Here is a 16,828-nt window from a genome sequence, read left to right as displayed (position 1 = left end):
GCGCCAGTAAACGACCAATGAGTAACCTATACTAAAGCTCAAAATTTTTTACTCCGCAAGTATTTTGCTATTGGCATGTTAGTATTGTCTTGCATTCTTGCTGAAGAAGCACTTACTTAGTAAGAAAACTGAACTTTATCAGCTTCAACCTTATACCTTTATATGATCACAAATCAACCCGGCGTCAAATGGCTTTCATTATGCACTAAAATTACCAACCTTTTGTTTTTTGGTTTATTACTATTAAGTAGCCGGGTGCTGGCCCAGTATCCGGATAGCACAGTACTTTTAAAAAACATCAATCAAATTCCATTTCCTGATACACCGCATCGTGTGTGTGCCACTTTGCCTTTGGATGAGCGCTCACAAACTATAGCAGCTGGAACTATTCGGGAGTATAACCAGCAGCTTAGTGTTATCCTAACCTCGCGGTTAGATAAGGGAAAGATCATGATTATAGGCTCTAACCAATACTTGCAAAAGCCATTACTGAACAATCAAAATGTTCAGAAATTACTTCAAAATACTTTGATATGGGCTCATCATGCCAGCAAAAAGCAAGTACAGCTTGTAAGCAATAATCCCGATTTGGTTATGTTTCTGAAGCAGGCACGCGTTAAAACCATTTTAGATTCCGCAAACATCAGTAGTGATGCCGATGTGATTATATTAACGCAGGATGTAATGGATTCGGTGAAAAGAAATAGTTTGGAAGCCTTTATCCGTAAGGGTGGTACGCTAATTTTTGGGTCGCCGGTAGCCGATCAAATGCAGCAGTATAAACTTGATTATTATGATGCCAATCTTAATCAGCTTTTCATGAAAGCAGGTTTATATCACTTGTCCATGTTTGTTACACCAGATGGGAGTAATAACGATTTAAACATGCACCATCTACCGCCATATCTTCACATTGTGCCCACACTAGCACAAGTTAAAAAGCCCGGGTTTGTACTGGATGGTATATACGCATCAACTATCGCCAATTATTTAAACAATAATAGTGATACTACAACCCTGAGCCGTTCCATAGCGGATTGGTTTAGTCCGCCCCGGCAGCCGCTCATTGTACCTTCATTGGCACACCCTGTTTCGCAGAGCGATACTAAAACCTATTTTACCTATAAGACACAAAAATTTTTGGCCGCACAGCAGCAAACGCGGCACCCTTTGGCAAACTACGTAGATCCGGATAGTAAAGAATTTCCGGGACAGGTAGATGCCAGCGCAGCTCGGGTCAACGAACAGATTACTATTCCGGTTAAAGTAGGCACTCAGGGTTTGTTGGAGCCACATCCGGTATATTACCGTTGGCACAGTACAGGCTTATATGTGCCCGCAGGTGAAAAGGTAACTGTTACCATTCCTGTAGCATACTTACCCCAACACCTAAAAGCGCAAATAGGCGTGCATGATGATGCCTTGCAACACATGCCTTACTTTACGCGGTCGGCAGTCGCACTCACCAAAACTTTTGAGCTGGATAAAGTAACAACTGAAATTTACTCACCCTTTGGCGGATTGTTGCTTATTAACATTCCGGATACCTCAACTTTAAAAGCTATTAATTTACAGGTAAACAGCGCAGTAAAAAGTCCGTTTTTTAAATTAGGTCAAACTACCCTGGCTAATTGGAATCAAACCATACGCAATTATCCGGCACCATGGGCGGAACTAGCTACCGATAAGATTATATTAACCGTACCATCCTACCGCATCCGCAATTTGGATGATCCTGAAAAGCTCATGAAGTTTTGGGACGAAGTAATGGATGCTGATGCCCGCTTAGCCCAGATATCACCTACACGGAAACACCCTGAACGCATTATTATTGACCGGCAGGTGGCGTACGGTTATATGTTCACTGTTGATAACAGAATTGTAGCGCCTGATGACGAAAGTTGCGAATTGATGTTGAACGAAAGTTTATTGCGTAGCAAAGGATCATGGGGGCATTTTCATGAGTTGGGGCACCGGCATCAGTTTTGGGGAATTGATTACAAGGAGCTGAGCGAAGTGACTGTGAACCTATATACTATGTACGTATATGACCAAGTATTGCACAAAGGCATTTACAATCACGAAAACATTTCATCTAAACAGGCAGTAACGGATAGTATAAAAAAATATATGGCTGGTAAGCCCAGTTTCGAAAAATTTGGTCAGGATCCGTTTCTGGCTCTGAAAATGTATATTCAGGTTATTCAGGACTTTGGCTGGCAACTTATTGAGCAAGTGTTTAAAACATTTCGTGCATTACCCGAGCAACAATATCCCGCAACTCTAGAAGCTAGACGAGATTATTGGTTTACCTGTATGTGCCATTTATCAAAAAAAGATTTATCATCTTTTTTTGATAAATGGCAAGTGCCAATATCAACAACCGCTAAACAGGCTGTTAGACAATACCCTACATGGCTACCTGCCGAATTACGATAGCGAAAAAAATACTTTATTAAATAAACACCAACTAAAACTCCCAATCATTAAATCCTAAATTAGAATTTAATGATTGGGGGTTTATTATATAAAAGCGTCTTGAATTCTGTTTTTACAGTTCTTACCCTACCAGCTTTTTATACTTAATGCGCTTAGGCGCTACATCGCCCAGGCGTTTTTTGCGATTTTCTTCGTAGTCGCTGTAGTTGCCTTCAAAGAAGTAAACTTGCGAGTCGCCTTCAAAGGCAAGGATGTGGGTACAGATGCGGTCCAAAAACCAACGGTCGTGACTGATGATTACGGCGCAGCCGGCAAAGTTTTCCAGTGCTTCTTCCAATGCACGCAAGGTGTTCACGTCAATATCGTTAGTCGGCTCATCCAGTAGTAGCACATTCGACCCTTTTTTTAGCGTAATGGCTAAATGCACCCTGTTGCGCTCACCGCCCGACAGCACATCAATTTTTTTCTGTTGATCGCCGCCGTTAAAGTTAAACTTGGATACATAGGCTCGAGAGTTTATCGGGCGGTTACCCAGCAAAATAGTTTCCTGTCCATTGGTAATGTTTTCCCAAACCGATTTGCTGGCATCCAGGTCGTCGTGCATCTGGTCAACATAACCCAAGGCTACCGTTTCGCCCACGCGGAAGGTACCATTATCCGGCTGCTCCTGCCCGGTAATCAGGCGGAACAAGGTAGTTTTACCTGCACCGTTGGGGCCAATGATACCTACAATACCCGCGGGAGGCAACGAGAAATTTAAGTTCTCGAACAATACACGGTCGCCATAAGTTTTGGTTACGTTGTTCACCTCAATCACCACATTACCCAAACGCGGGCCTGGTGGAATGAACAGCTCCAGTTTTTCTTCGCGTTCTTTGCCTTCTTCCGAAGCCAGTTTTTCATAGTTAGCCAAACGGGCCTTGCCTTTAGCGTGACGGGCTTTAGGGGCCATGCGTACCCATTCCAACTCGCGTTCCAAGGTTTTCTGACGTTTGCTTTCAGTCTTTTCTTCCTGAGCCAAACGCTTCGCTTTTTGATCCAGCCAGCTCGAGTAATTGCCTTTCCACGGAATACCCTCGCCACGGTCAAGTTCCAGAATCCAGCCGGCTACATTATCTAAAAAGTAACGGTCGTGCGTTACAGCAATAACAGTTCCTTTATATTGTTTCAAGTGTTGTTCCAGCCAGTCGATAGATTCTGCATCCAAGTGGTTGGTTGGCTCATCCAGCAATAATACATCCGGTTCTTGCAATAGCAAACGGCACATCGCTACACGGCGGCGCTCACCACCGGATAGTACGCCAATTTTAGCTTCCGGGTCGGGGCAACGCAGGGCATCCATGGCGCGCTCCAGCTTGGAGTCCAATTCCCAGGCGTTTACGGCATCAATTTTATCCTGTAATTCTCCCTGGCGTGCCATCAGTTTATCCATGGCATCGGCATCTTCGTAGTATTCGGGCAAGCCAAATTTTTCGTTAATGTCTTCGTACTCTTTCAGGATGGAAGTAATTTCAGCAACGCCTTCTTCTACTACCTCGCGCACGGTTTTTTCCGGATCCAATTGAGGCTCTTGCGCTAAGTAACCCACCGAGTAGCCCGGCGAGAATACTACTTCGCCCTGGAAAGACTTATCCAGCCCGGCGATGATTTTAAGCAATGATGATTTACCCGAACCGTTTAAACCGATTACGCCAATTTTGGCACCGTAAAAAAACGACAGGTATATATTTTTAAGCACTTGTTTTTGAGGCGGGTAAATTTTGTTAACCCCCGCCATCGAGAATATAATTTTTTCGTCGGCCATCTAAGTTTGATTATTGATAAGTCAAATATCAGCCAAAAAAGTACGGAATACAAAAAAAGCCACTGGCGTGGCTTTAAATAAATTGAGTGTTTGGTGTTATATGTAAGTTTGGATGCCAAAGCTTTCATCGGCCAGTACCGGTTTCCAAACTTCAATCAGGTGCTTGTAAGCTTTACCTACCGGGCGTATTTTACGGTCTAAATCATATAAGCCCAGTTTGTTAACGTTACCAGCATTGTGTCGCAGGGCCGAGTCCCAGTCCATCTGGTCGGTTAAGCTGTACCACGTAAAGCCTACAATCGGGAAACCATCTTGCTTAAAGCGGTATAAGTTAGCCCACTCTTTATGCAGCCACATTTCAGAGTTGGGTTCGATGATGTTGGTTTCAGTGTGCATTACCGGCAGGCGGTAGCGGTCATAATATTGTTTGGTGATTACATAGTAACCAAATATCTCGCCCGATGCCTGGGTGGAGCCGTTAGGCAATACCAAGTGCTCGTTGGTGATATAATAATCATTACCCATAATACATTTGGCTTTCACTTTATTGTTCATAAACCACATGTATTCTTTATCCGTCATGCCGTTGTCCATCAACCATTTGTACATGGTTACACTTACGGGATGGCTATAACAAAAATCGAGCGACAGGAAACGCTTGCGGTTTAGGAAATCGGCCAGATCGCGACAACTTGGATCTTCGGGGTGAAAATACTCTGATGATTCACTTTGAATAAAAGTAGCCTCGGGCTGTACTTCCAAAATAGCTTGCATGGCCAATGCATTGGCTTTGCACAATATTTTCAGTGCGTTTAAAAAGGCTTTATCGCTGCTTAAACTTTCATTCCACCAGCCGTACTGGCCCGAAAACATAGCAGCAATAAATATTTCGTTTATAGGTGTATATAAATGCAGGTCGGGAAAGCGACGTGCAAAGGCACCGGCAAATTCAGCAAAATAATGAGGCCAGTCTGCATTCTGAAAATCACCTATCCAGTCGGGTACACCAAAGTGGCATAAGTCAACTATGGGGGTAATGTCCAGGCGTTTTAGTTCCCGGAAGGTTTCGTCAACAAAGCTCCAGTCGTATTTACCGGGGCCTTCATGTACTTTATAATAAGGCGGGCCATAGCGCAAAAACTCTATGCCCATTTCTTTCACTAAAGCAAAATCTTCTTTCCAGCGCTCATAATGACCGCATTTTTCCATTTCATCAATCCGTATTTTTTTGCCGTTTTCGAATATAGTAGGGTAGCTGTTTTCTATCCCGGTGCTGAACATGAACTTGCTTTTCATAAGCGAACTATTATACATTTCAGGTAAATCAATTTTGTATGTTACAGTAATAAGGCAGATTAGTTTTATGCTTGGTTAAGCATTGCGCATATTTGTAGGCGAGTGTAGCGATGGTTAATTTGCTATCATTATTATATAAATCTGTTACATAAGTAGCTGGCCAAATGCTTTGTTGCTTTAGCAAAACGTTAACAGGTGTATTAACTATATGCGCCGGTACTACTTTATTTGTCAGTTGCATAGTTAGCTTATTAACCAAAGGATGCTGTAATGTGTTTTTAACTTGAACTCAATGTTAGCTTTTTATTTAAGTGACAGATACTTACAGATGAATAAGAGCATGTCAATTAGGCATGTTTATGACGGAATTGCCGTTCGCAAAAAAGGAGTAGATTGTACAAAAAATTAAATGTTAATACTAGTTGCATTAAATAAATCAAATACTAACTTGCAAGTGAAATTTACCGTAAACTAAGCGTTATATCTACTTTAACACATCTAAAACCCGGACGGGGTTTTATGAGTTATACACATTACATTTAATTAACAATTTAAGTATGCCAAGCATTAACATTGGCAGCATTGTTGATAATGATAGGTAACTCCGTATGCGTAACAAACCTATTCATCCGGACATTCAAATAAAACTATAGAAAGGTACTATATGGAAGCTAAATTTTCGCCGCGGGTTAAAGATGTTATCTCTTATAGCAGAGAAGAGGCCTTACGCCTTGGGCATGACTATATAGGTACAGAACATCTTTTACTTGGGCTAATTCGCGACGGCGACGGCATAGCCATAAAATTGCTGAAAGGCTTAAATGTTGATACAGCAAAATTACGCCGCGCTGTTGAAGATGCTGTTAAAGGTACAACCGGAACTAATGTGCATATCGGCAGTATTCCGTTAACCAAACAAGCAGAAAAAGTATTAAAAATCACTTATCTGGAAGCAAAAATATTTAAGAGCGATATTATAGGTACAGAACATTTGCTGTTATCTATTCTACGTGATGAAGATAATATTGCCTCACAACTGCTTATGCAGTTTAATGTGAACTACGAAATTTTCAAGAATGAAGTAGAATCTCACAAAAACATTACTGATGAAATGCCTGGTTCATCTACCGGTGGCGATGATGATTTCAAAGAAGAAGAATCATTCAGTCAACCTAAAAAGGTATCAGACATTAAATCAAAAACACCAGTATTAGACAACTTTGGCCGTGATTTAACTAAAGCTGCCGAAGAAGGTCGTTTGGATCCGATTGTGGGTCGTGAAAAAGAGATTGAGCGTGTGTCTCAAATTTTGTCACGCCGTAAAAAGAACAACCCAATTTTAATTGGTGAGCCTGGTGTAGGTAAATCTGCCATTGCGGAAGGCTTGGCTTTGCGCATTGTGCAACGCAAAGTATCACGTGTGTTATTCAACAAACGTGTAGTTACGTTAGACTTGGCTTCGTTGGTTGCTGGTACTAAGTATCGCGGCCAGTTTGAAGAGCGTATGAAAGCGGTGATGAACGAGCTGGAAAAATCACCAGATGTAATTCTGTTTATCGACGAGATTCATACCATTGTGGGTGCTGGTGGCGCTTCTGGTTCACTGGATGCCTCAAACATGTTTAAACCAGCTTTGGCCCGCGGCGAAATTCAATGCATCGGTGCTACCACGCTGGATGAATACCGTCAATACATTGAGAAGGACGGTGCGTTAGACCGTCGTTTTCAGAAAGTAATGGTTGAACCGGCTTCGGTTGACGAGACCATCGAAATTTTGACCCGTATCAAAGACAAATACGAAGAGCACCACGGTGTAACTTACACGCCAGAGGCAATCAATGCCTGCGTTGCGTTGACCTCAAGGTATATTACCGACCGCTTTTTACCAGATAAAGCTATTGATGCTTTAGATGAAGCCGGTTCACGCGTGCACTTAACCAATATCCACGTGCCTCAAAACATTCTGGATATTGAGCAGAAAATAGAGCAAATTAAAGTTGAAAAGAACCGTGTGGTTCGCAGCCAAAAGTATGAAGAGGCGGCTAAACTGCGCGATACTGAAAAACACTTACTGGAAGAACTGGATCAGGCTAAAGCAGCTTGGGAAGCTGAAACCAAATCTAAACGTTACACTGTAAGCGAAGAAAACGTTGCTGAAGTTGTAGCGATGATGACCGGTATCCCGGTACAGAAAGTAGGTCAGGGCGACAGCCAAAAACTGTTGAACATGACTACAAGTATTCAGGGCAAAATCATTGGTCAGGATGATGCGGTTAAGAAATTAACCAAAGCCATCCAGCGTACCCGTGCCGGTTTAAAAGATCCTAAAAAACCAATCGGTTCTTTTATCTTCTTAGGTCCAACTGGTGTAGGTAAAACCGAATTGGCTAAAGAGCTTGCCCGTTTCATGTTCGACTCTGAGGATGCTTTGATTCAGATTGATATGAGCGAATACATGGAAAAATTTGCCGTGTCTCGTTTGGTGGGTGCGCCTCCGGGCTACGTAGGTTACGAAGAAGGTGGACAGTTAACTGAAAAAGTTCGTCGTAAACCATATGCAGTAGTGTTACTGGATGAGATTGAAAAAGCTCACCCTGATGTATTCAACATCTTGTTACAAGTGTTGGATGAAGGTCAGCTGACCGACTCACTGGGTCGTAAGGTAGACTTTAGAAACACTATCATCATCATGACCTCGAACATTGGCGCCCGTCAGTTGAAAGACTTCGGTCAGGGTGTAGGTTTCAGCACGGCTGCTAAACAAAATCAAGCTGACGCTCACTCAAGAGGTGTAATTGAAAACGCTTTAAAACGTGCTTTTGCACCTGAGTTCCTAAACCGTATTGATGATGTGATTGTGTTCAACTCTTTAACTAAAGAAGACATCTTCAAAATCATCGACATTGAATTGGCTTCTCTGTTCGGCAGAATCAACGGCTTGGGTTATAACATCGAGCTGACTGATAATGCTAAGGAAGTAATTGCCGACCGCGGTTACGACCAAAACTTTGGTGCCCGTCCGTTAAAACGTGCGATACAGAAATATCTGGAAGATCCGATTGCAGAAGAAATTTTGAAGGGCGAATTGCAGGATGGTGACGTAATGGAAGTTGACTTTGACAAAGAAGCTAACGAAATTAAAATTACGGCCAAGCATAAAGGCGAAAACAAAACTCCTGAAACTGAAGAGAAGGAATAAGTTTTAACCGGATATTATAAAGCCTCTGAGTAATCAGGGGCTTTTTTTATGGCTTTTCATTGTCTGGTTCATAATCTACCGGTAGTAGTTTAGCAATACGATGCATACCCCACTCGCCTTCAAAAATTACGCCCGCCGGATTCAGAATTACACCGTTGTAATCAAAAAAAGCATATGGTGCTGTAATGCCTACAATAGTAGTTGCATAATCTGGGGCATCTAATGTTGAATTAGCTATATTGTTACCATGCTTCTTGGTGTACATTACATATAAGTAATAATTGTAGCCCAGTGCAAGTATTCCTTTCTGATCAGTCTTTTTAACCAAACTGTCTACTTTGAGTGGCTGCTTTACCAGGTAGGAAGCCATTTGAGGTAATCTGGATTTAGCTAACCAATAATCTAGCGAATCATTCTTTTTGATAACCATTCGGTTAGCTGTTAACCGTGGTGTAAACTGCTTTATCTTAGCCTTAATTAAACTGTCGGGCGGTCGGTTAGGATTTGGTTTACGAATGAGTGTCAAAGTTTTAAAGCCGTCTGCTTCTGTTCGCTTGCTGATAACTGAACGTAGATAGTGTTCCGTAGAGCCAAAGTATGCTTCGCGCCGATTTTTGTGCCACCGCTTTAATTGTGATTTACTACCGGATAAATTCTCAAACAGTACGGTTCCTTCATAATACAGGTAGCCGGCCTGGTACTCTTTTTGAAATTGATTTAAATGATAGCGTAAACGATATCCTAATGCTTTGTTCTCAATAATCAAATCATCATAAGAAGTGGCCGACAATACTCTTTGTGCTTTGTTATAGCTGATGTCCAGCATCTCGGGATTCAAGATTTTACATTGTGCAGCGAACTCTGAAGGACCAAAAAACTCCTGTTTAAAAGCTGCATAATTATTATCCCAATCAGCATCCGGCTTTATAACTACATCATTTAAAGCAATGCTTTTAACAACCATCTCTATATTTGGCAAGCTTAGGTTTTGGCTCACAGTTATAGTTGCATAGTAAGACTCGTATCCTACGGCGGTTACTACTAACTGGTATTGCCCCATTTTTACATTACGTAAGGTGTAGCTGCCATCATCTCCAGATGCGGTGCCTACTGTGGTGTTGCTTAAAAATATGCTAGCCTTAGCAATGGGTTTTTTATCGGATAAGTTGATTACATTGCCTGATACGGTGAACTGAGCTATAGCTGATAAAGGAAATAGTAATAAAAAAAGCACATACTTAAGCATGAACCAAATATAACTAATAATTTAGTTATTAAAAGAGGTGCATAAAAAAACCATAACTTATTAAGTTATGGTCTCCTTTTATTTTTTTACAAGAATGTTATTCTTTAGTCATTTGCTCAATCACTTCTTGCGTAACACCAGTGAAAGAGAAACCGCCATCGTGGAAAAGGTTTTGCATAGTTACCATTTTGGTATAATCTGAAAACAAGCTTACGCAGTAATCAGCACAATTGTCGGCAGTAGCATTGCCCAGCGGACTCATCTTCTCGGCAAAATTGATAAAGCCGTCGATACCTTTAACGCCCGAACCCGCAGTGGTTAGGGTAGGCGATTGCGAAATGGTATTTACACGAACTTTTTTCTTAACGCCATAGTAGTAACCAAAGTTGCGGGCAATACTTTCCAGCATAGCTTTACCATCGGCCATATCATTATAGTTAGGGAACACGCGTTGTGCGGCAATGTAAGTTAGAGCCACTACCGATCCCCATTCATTGATGGCATCGTGTTTCATGGCCGATTGCAGTACGCGGTGTAAACTAACAGCAGATATATCTAAACCTTTGTGGGTAAATTCCAGGTTGTTTTCGGTGTAAGGAATGTTTTTGCGTACGTTGATGCTCATACCGATTGAGTGCAACACAAAATCAACACCGCCGCCAAAATGTTCCATGGTTTTGGCAAACAGGTTGTCAACGTCAGCCTCGCTGGTAACGTCGGCCGGGATAACCGGAGCATTTACTTCTTCGGCCAGTTTATTGATAGTACCCATACGCAGGGCAATAGGAGCATTGGTTAAAACCAGTTGGGCGCCTTCGGCAGCACAGCGCTGGGCAGTTTTCCAGGCAATTGATTTTTCATCCAGGGCGCCAAAAATGATACCCTTTTTACCTTGTAATAAATTATAAGCCATACTATTCGAATTGTTTATCGGGTGGTAAAGGTAAAAATTATTTATCAGTTAGTTTGAATCCAACTGAAATGCAGTGAAGTTAGCTATTCAATAACTCTCTGGCATTCTGAAGCGCACTTTCACCAGGCTTATCGCCGCTCAGCATCTTGGCAATTTCTATTACACGTTCATCATTTGTAAGCTGGCGTATTTGCGTATAAGTTACTTCTTTCTCATTATTTTTATACACAAAATAATGGTTTTCACCTTTGCTGGCAATTTGCGGTAAGTGCGTAATGGTAATTACCTGCAAGTTTTTAGATAAGCGTTCCATGACAATGCCTGCCTTGTTGGCTACCTCGCCAGAAATACCGGTATCAATCTCGTCAAAAACAATGGTAGGCAAGGCTGTGTAGCGAGCAATGATGGATTTAATACTCAACATCAAACGTGATAACTCACCTCCCGATGCTACCTTACTCATCTCGGCCAGGTTATGGCCTTTGTTTGCAGTAAACAAGAAACGAATCTGGTCAGTACCATTTTTGGTCAATTCGTTATTGGCCGTTGGTTGATGCTCTATCTTCAACTGTGAATTACCCATTGCCATTTCAGATAGCGTATCCAACACTTGTTGCTCAATATCTGGAATAGCTTTTAGCCGGTTTGCGGACAGTTGTGCAGCCAAACGTTCCAAGTCTTCTTTTTGTAGCCCTATTTGCTGCCGCAATTCTTCAATCTCGTCATCGCTTGATAGTGCCTGCTGTATCTTGTTCGATAAATCTTCCTGAATTTGCAACAATTCAGCATTGCTGCTTACCCGGTGTTTTTTCTGTAGATTATAAATCAGGCTTAAACGCGTATTTACCTCATCGGCACGAGCCTCGTTAGTTTGGGTGCGCTGCTCCAGTTGTTCAATTTCCGAGGCAATATCTTTCAGTTCAATCAATGTACTGTTTAGTCGCTGATGTAGGTCGGATACTTCTGGATTGTACTTTTCAATTGCCGCTAATTGCTGACCGGCTTCCTTCAACTGTAAGGTAATGGCGGTTTCGCTGTCTTGCAACAGGTATACAGCACCGGTTAAGTGGCGCTTTATTTCTTCTGCGTTGTTTAAGGCAAACAGTTCCTGCTCTAACAGTTCTTGCTCATCAGCATCCAGGTTGGCTTTTTCCAGTTCGTCAAACTGAAACTGAAAATAATCCAGATCAGCTTTTGCTTTGTCACTATCGGCAATTAGCTGCTGCAAACGGTTAGTGGCCTTTTTGTAGGCGCGATAGTTGGTTTGATATTCGTTGAGCAAAGGTTGATGCTTGGCTACCGAATCAACAATCAGCAATTGAAATTCCGGATCGGCCAGCTCACGGGTAGCATGCTGCGAGTGGATGTCAATTAACTGCTCGCCCAACAACTTAAGTGTTGCCAGGTTTACTGGAGTATCATTCACAAAAGCACGAGATTTACCATCTGCCGAAATTTCACGTCGTAAAACGGTATCGGCTTCATAATCCAGGTCGTTATCTTCAAAAAAAGATTTCAAGTGAAAGCCAGCTATTTTAAAGCTACCCTCAATCACACATTTCTTTTGCTGATTAAAAAAATACTTACTCTCGGCCCTTTGACCTAAAATAAGTGATAAGGCACCCAGAATAATGGATTTACCGGCACCGGTTTCGCCGGTCATGATGTTTAAACCCGAATCAAAACTGATATCCAGGTTGTCTATCAGTGTATAATTGTTTATGGTGAGCTGTTGCAGCATGAAAAAGTATCCTTTTTATTAAGGATACTAAGTTACAAAATCAATGCCTAGCTTTATCATCTAACCATCTGTCAGGTGTAAAAAGCTCAAATTTTTGCTAATATTTTTAGAATGCAGTATCTGAGCAGTGCTCCTTGTCAGAATGGCGTTGCAAATAAGGGTCTGCTTAAAATAAGAAGATCTACACTTACTACTGTTGCAAGGTTTGATACAGGTTTCCGTTAGCTGGGTCCGCCTGGCTTAAAATGTTCATAGCTTGTAGTTTCTCCTGCGGATCGGCTTTACTATATAAAGCCACTAATTCATTACGTTTGGCCAAAAAGAAAAGGGTAGGCCAAGTGGCACCCACGCGCTGGCGGTCTAATTGCGTTAGGGTAGGCAAAATAGCAGTTATGGCTTTGCGACCTTGATTAGCATTATCTGCCATAACGTCTAATCCGTTGCGGTGATAGTCATACAAAAAGCCACGTAGCGGAATGTAGGTTTTGTTCATCGTATTTTCTGACAGCCAGTAGCGGTTGGTGTTATTGTCAAAAGCTTTCCAGCCTTTGTATGAGCTGCTTTGCGCGTTAATAACTACGGTTTGGGCATTGGCATAATATGCAGTGCCGCCATAACGTGAAAAACTGTCATAATCCATCGCCAATATCATATAGGCATAAAAAGCCATTACCGATGCCAGGTTGCTCTGAAAAGTTTGATTATTAAAATCGATGGTTTGTCCTTCGGTATAAGTAAAATCAAAGTCGCGGTCGTTTACGCTTAGTAAGGTGGTATTATAAGCTGCATTATAAACCGGCCGGGTTGATTGCACCTGTAATTCGCCACTAAATGTGGTGCCATTATCCCAGGCAGTAATGTTTAAAATAAAGCTGCAATCAATTTTTTCAGATGGCTGGATTGCATCGGCACTCCACTTTCTGCCGTTCAAAAAATCGCGCATAGCCGTTTCCAATGATTTGAAAACGCGCTTGTTGGTAGTTTGTATTTTGGGCGACAGTACCTGTACACGTGCATTCAAATCCTGCGCTACGGCCGCACAGCTGCATAAACAAAATACCAGGTAAAGGCACAACTTTTTCATCATTCAATCAGTTCAGTAATTTTTTGGCAAATGTCGGCAGCTGCCTCGGTTTTGCTTTTTAACGTAAATACAGTTTTTTGCAGGTTATGGTCGATGATGGTAATCTTGTTGGTATCGGTTTTAAAACCGGCGCCAGCGTCGTTTAAGGAATTTAGTACAATAAAATCAAGGTTCTTTTTCCTGATCTTTTCAATGGCATTCTGTTCCTCATTCTCTGTTTCCAGCGCAAAGCCTACCAATAGCTGGCTTTTACGTTTGCGTTCGCCTAAAGTTTTTAAAATATCAGTCGTTTTTTTTAGCTCAATATTTAAATCGGTGGCTTGCTTCTTTATTTTCTGCGGTGCTACTGTTACAGGCGTATAATCAGCCACGGCGGCGCTCATTACGCAAATATCAACTGTGTCAAATACTTGCAGACAGGCATCCAACATATCTTGAGCCGATGTTGCATCAACCCGCTTTATTGCTGCTTGTACAGTAATTTGTGCGGTGGGGCCGGTTATCAGGGTAACATCAGCACCCAGGGCGGCTAACCTGTCAGCAACAGCAAATCCCATTTTTCCCGACGAGTGGTTGCCAATAAACCGAACCGGATCTATCGCCTCGTAAGTTGGCCCGGCAGTAACCAAAGCCTTGCGGCCTTTAAGCGGATAGCCAGTAGCAAATGCTTTTTCTAATATATCTACTATCTCCTCTGGTTCTGCCAGCCGCCCCTCGCCGTGCAAACCGCTGGCCAGTTCGCCGCTGCCAGGTTGAATGAGCGTATTGCCATAGCTTTGCAGTTTATGTACATTATTTAGCGTAGCCGGATGTTTCCACATATCTAAATCCATAGCCGGCGCAAAATACACCGGGCATTTGGCCGAAAGATAGGTAGCCAAAAGTAAGTTATCACATAAACCGTTTGCCATTTTGGCTAGTGTATTTGCGCTAGCCGGTGCTATCAGCATTAAATCAGCCCACAGTCCTAATTCAACATGGTTATTCCAGCTACCGGTTGTTGGTTCGAAGTAGTGAACCAATACCGGCTTTTTAGATAAGGTAGCCAGTGTAAGCGGTGTAATAAAGTTGGTCGCATCGGCGGTCATCAATACCTGCACCTCGGCACCTGCTTTGATGAGTAAGCGTACCAAGGGGGCCGTTTTGTAAGCGGCAATGCTACCGCATACGCCTAAAATAATTTTTTTGCCATTAAGCATTTAGCAAAAGTATCAAATTTGAGCCATCAATAAAAAGGCCCTTCTTTATGCAAGAAAGGCCTTTTTATATTATCTGTTAATCTTTAGCAAATTATTGTTGTTCTTTAGATGGGTTGCGGTAATATACCTTGCCATCTAAAAACTCCTGAATAGCTACTAAAACCGGTTTTGGTAACTTTTCATAATGTTTAGAAATTTCAATCTGCTCGCGGTTTTCAAAAACCTCTTCCAGGTTATCGTTAGATGAAGCAAACTCCGAAAGTTTTTGGTGCAGCTCTTCTTTGATATTATTTGATACCTGGTTGGCACGTTTCCCCATAATTACCAGCGACTCATAAATGTTGTCGGTTGTTTTGTCCAGCTCGCGCAGGTCACGGGTAACAGTGCTGCCGGCTACTGTCGGTTTATTTGTATTATTATTGCTCATGTCTTTACTTAATATTTATTGATTTTGCGGACTTCTTTCTCCATGTTTTCCAGCTTCTGATTGTTGCTGGTTAACTGTTGTATCTTTTTTTGCTAATTTTTTAGCTAGCTTATTATCATTTGCTGCTGCTGCTAACACTCTTTTGGCATGTTCAACACCGTCCAGGCTGTTTTTACGCAGGCGTTCTGCATCTCTAAGATATTTGCTTTTAGGATACTTTTCGATAAACTGATCTGCATAACTAACAGCTTGTGTATACCGCTCATCCTGACGCAATTCGGTACTGTTATGTGAGTACAAGTATTGTGCCTCAATAATCTGGTACTCCATCTCTTCAGCATACTTAGTGTCCGGGTAATCACGCAGTGCGTTGTTGAAAGCCATTACTGCCGACAAGTAATCACCAATATCCAGATACAACTTGGCATTCAGATAAGCCTTTGTTTCCAACTTGTCGCGCAGATTTTGAATCAGCTTGCTGGCATCGGCTACACGTTCGCTTTTAGGATAAAGGTTAATGAACAATTGTAGCGCATCAATGGCTTTTGTGGTATTGTCCTGATCAAGCGTGGCGTTCGGCGAGTCCAGGTAATAGCAATATGCTGTCATATACCGGCACTCTTCAGCGCGCTGGCTGGTAGGGTACATATCGGCAAAGTTTTTAAAGTGATAACGAGCCGATGTGTAGTCTTTTAGTTTATAGTTAGCGTATGCGTAGTAATAAAACAAATCCTCAGCTCCTTCCCGGCCACGGTAACGCTGGGTAAGGTCGTCAAATAACTCAATAGCTTTGGAGTAATCCTTTTTATTATAGTATTTGATACCTTCCTGGTATTTTTTAGCATTATCATTGCTGGCTTTTAGTTTTTCGTAATTGCTTTTGCAGCCACCCGCAATCAATAATACGCTAACTAATGTACCGGCAATAACAGTTCGGTGCTTTTTAAACATCCTGCAAAGATAATTATATAATGTAAATCAATCAATTATTTATTTAACCGCGAAAATAAAGTGTTATTATATAGGTAAGTGTTAAATAGCGTTAAATGTTATTAAAGTATATTAAGATATCTAATGTTAGAATGGGGTTAAATGTCACATTGGTAATGTAGGTGAAAAATCCATTTATATATATAATAATGAAGACAAATAACCGCCTAGCTACCGCAAATCATTTTGATAGTGTTTCATTTGAAAGATAGGCTCCTATAAATTCCTTTCTGCCGTCGTAGACAATAACTGAATGACATGAAAAGGTGTAGTTCTAATATATACGCTTACCACAAATAACATTTGTTAAATGTGGGTCTCCGGTTGCCAAAGTAACGTATCATGCAGAAGATTGGCCACGTTGCCAACGTGTTTGAGCCTTTGAAGTCTTCAAGCAATACACTAAGAAAAGGTTTGTATCTAGTTATAAGCGGGTTAGGGGTATTGATACAAACGATTGGGAAAATAGTTTGGGATGATGAATAATATT

At 41.7% G+C, this 16,828-nt stretch carries 11 protein-coding genes; 2 read left to right on the top strand and 9 right to left on the bottom strand.

The window, feature by feature from the left end:
- Positions 1-162: 162 nt before the first annotated feature.
- Positions 163-2,439 carry a M60 family metallopeptidase gene (locus GPM24_RS20810; RefSeq protein ID WP_158829437.1) on the top strand — a complete coding sequence of 759 codons (2,277 nt, stop codon included), beginning with the start codon at positions 163-165 and terminating at the stop codon, positions 2,437-2,439.
- Positions 2,440-2,560: 121 nt separating this feature from the next.
- Here GPM24_RS20810 and ettA read toward each other — a convergent pair whose 3' ends face one another.
- Both ettA and GPM24_RS20800 read right to left on the bottom strand, forming a co-directional pair.
- On the bottom strand, positions 2,561-4,243 hold the full coding sequence (ettA, locus tag GPM24_RS20805) for an energy-dependent translational throttle protein EttA (protein ID WP_158829435.1): 1,683 nt from the start codon (positions 4,241-4,243) through the stop codon (positions 2,561-2,563).
- 96 nt (positions 4,244-4,339) lie between these two features.
- On the bottom strand, positions 4,340-5,539 hold the full coding sequence (locus GPM24_RS20800) for a family 1 glycosylhydrolase (protein ID WP_158829433.1): 1,200 nt from the start codon (positions 5,537-5,539) through the stop codon (positions 4,340-4,342).
- Between the two features lie 664 nt (positions 5,540-6,203).
- Between GPM24_RS20800 and GPM24_RS20795 the strand changes: the two genes are divergently transcribed.
- Positions 6,204-8,738, top strand: a complete 2,535-nt coding sequence (locus GPM24_RS20795; protein ID WP_158829431.1) for an ATP-dependent Clp protease ATP-binding subunit — start codon at positions 6,204-6,206, stop codon at positions 8,736-8,738.
- Between the two features lie 46 nt (positions 8,739-8,784).
- Here GPM24_RS20795 and GPM24_RS20790 read toward each other — a convergent pair whose 3' ends face one another.
- The 7 genes from GPM24_RS20790 to GPM24_RS20760 form a co-directional block, all read right to left on the bottom strand.
- The gene (locus GPM24_RS20790; RefSeq protein ID WP_158829429.1) at positions 8,785-9,984 is read right to left on the bottom strand and encodes a carboxypeptidase-like regulatory domain-containing protein; all 1,200 of its coding nucleotides are present in this window, start codon (positions 9,982-9,984) and stop codon (positions 8,785-8,787) included.
- Positions 9,985-10,081: 97 nt separating this feature from the next.
- Positions 10,082-10,897: an enoyl-ACP reductase FabI gene (locus GPM24_RS20785; protein ID WP_158829427.1), complete on the bottom strand. Its 816-nt coding sequence runs from the start codon at positions 10,895-10,897 to the stop codon at positions 10,082-10,084.
- 79 nt (positions 10,898-10,976) lie between these two features.
- Positions 10,977-12,638, bottom strand: coding sequence for a DNA repair protein RecN (gene recN, locus GPM24_RS20780; RefSeq protein WP_158829425.1), 1,662 nt, complete (start codon positions 12,636-12,638; stop codon positions 10,977-10,979).
- A gap of 190 nt (positions 12,639-12,828) precedes the next feature.
- Entirely contained in the window at positions 12,829-13,725 is an 897-nt protein-coding gene (gene porD, locus GPM24_RS20775; RefSeq protein WP_233268922.1) for a type IX secretion system protein PorD, read from the bottom strand.
- Positions 13,722-14,921, bottom strand: a complete 1,200-nt coding sequence (gene coaBC, locus GPM24_RS20770; RefSeq protein ID WP_158829423.1) for a bifunctional phosphopantothenoylcysteine decarboxylase/phosphopantothenate--cysteine ligase CoaBC — start codon at positions 14,919-14,921, stop codon at positions 13,722-13,724. Before coaBC ends, porD begins: the two co-directional genes overlap by 4 nt.
- Before the next feature lie 91 nt (positions 14,922-15,012).
- Entirely contained in the window at positions 15,013-15,348 is a 336-nt protein-coding gene (locus GPM24_RS20765) for a DNA-directed RNA polymerase subunit omega (RefSeq protein WP_158829421.1), read from the bottom strand.
- Positions 15,349-15,363: 15 nt separating this feature from the next.
- Positions 15,364-16,299 carry an outer membrane protein assembly factor BamD gene (locus GPM24_RS20760; protein ID WP_158829419.1) on the bottom strand — a complete coding sequence of 312 codons (936 nt, stop codon included), beginning with the start codon at positions 16,297-16,299 and terminating at the stop codon, positions 15,364-15,366.
- Between the last annotated feature and the right edge of the window lie 529 nt (positions 16,300-16,828).

Origin of the sequence: Mucilaginibacter lacusdianchii (assembly GCF_009770985.1) — a bacterium.
GTDB lineage: Bacteria > Bacteroidota > Bacteroidia > Sphingobacteriales > Sphingobacteriaceae > Mucilaginibacter > Mucilaginibacter lacusdianchii.
Note: the sequence above shows the minus strand (reverse complement) of the source record. Positions and strands in the feature narration are given on the sequence as shown.

Bases quoted from the DNA above. Each gene is read 5' to 3' on its own strand.
- GPM24_RS20810 (WP_158829437.1), top strand. From the start codon at position 163: ATGATCACAAATCAACCCGGCGTCAAATGGCTTTCATTATGCACTAAA.
- ettA (WP_158829435.1), bottom strand. From the start codon at position 4,243: ATGGCCGACGAAAAAATTATATTCTCGATGGCGGGGGTTAACAAAATT.
- GPM24_RS20800 (WP_158829433.1), bottom strand. From the start codon at position 5,539: ATGAAAAGCAAGTTCATGTTCAGCACCGGGATAGAAAACAGCTACCCT.
- GPM24_RS20795 (WP_158829431.1), top strand. From the start codon at position 6,204: ATGGAAGCTAAATTTTCGCCGCGGGTTAAAGATGTTATCTCTTATAGC.
- GPM24_RS20790 (WP_158829429.1), bottom strand. From the start codon at position 9,984: ATGCTTAAGTATGTGCTTTTTTTATTACTATTTCCTTTATCAGCTATA.
- GPM24_RS20785 (WP_158829427.1), bottom strand. From the start codon at position 10,897: ATGGCTTATAATTTATTACAAGGTAAAAAGGGTATCATTTTTGGCGCC.
- recN (WP_158829425.1), bottom strand. From the start codon at position 12,638: ATGCTGCAACAGCTCACCATAAACAATTATACACTGATAGACAACCTG.
- porD (WP_233268922.1), bottom strand. From the start codon at position 13,725: ATGATGAAAAAGTTGTGCCTTTACCTGGTATTTTGTTTATGCAGCTGT.
- coaBC (WP_158829423.1), bottom strand. From the start codon at position 14,921: ATGCTTAATGGCAAAAAAATTATTTTAGGCGTATGCGGTAGCATTGCC.
- GPM24_RS20765 (WP_158829421.1), bottom strand. From the start codon at position 15,348: ATGAGCAATAATAATACAAATAAACCGACAGTAGCCGGCAGCACTGTT.
- GPM24_RS20760 (WP_158829419.1), bottom strand. From the start codon at position 16,299: ATGTTTAAAAAGCACCGAACTGTTATTGCCGGTACATTAGTTAGCGTA.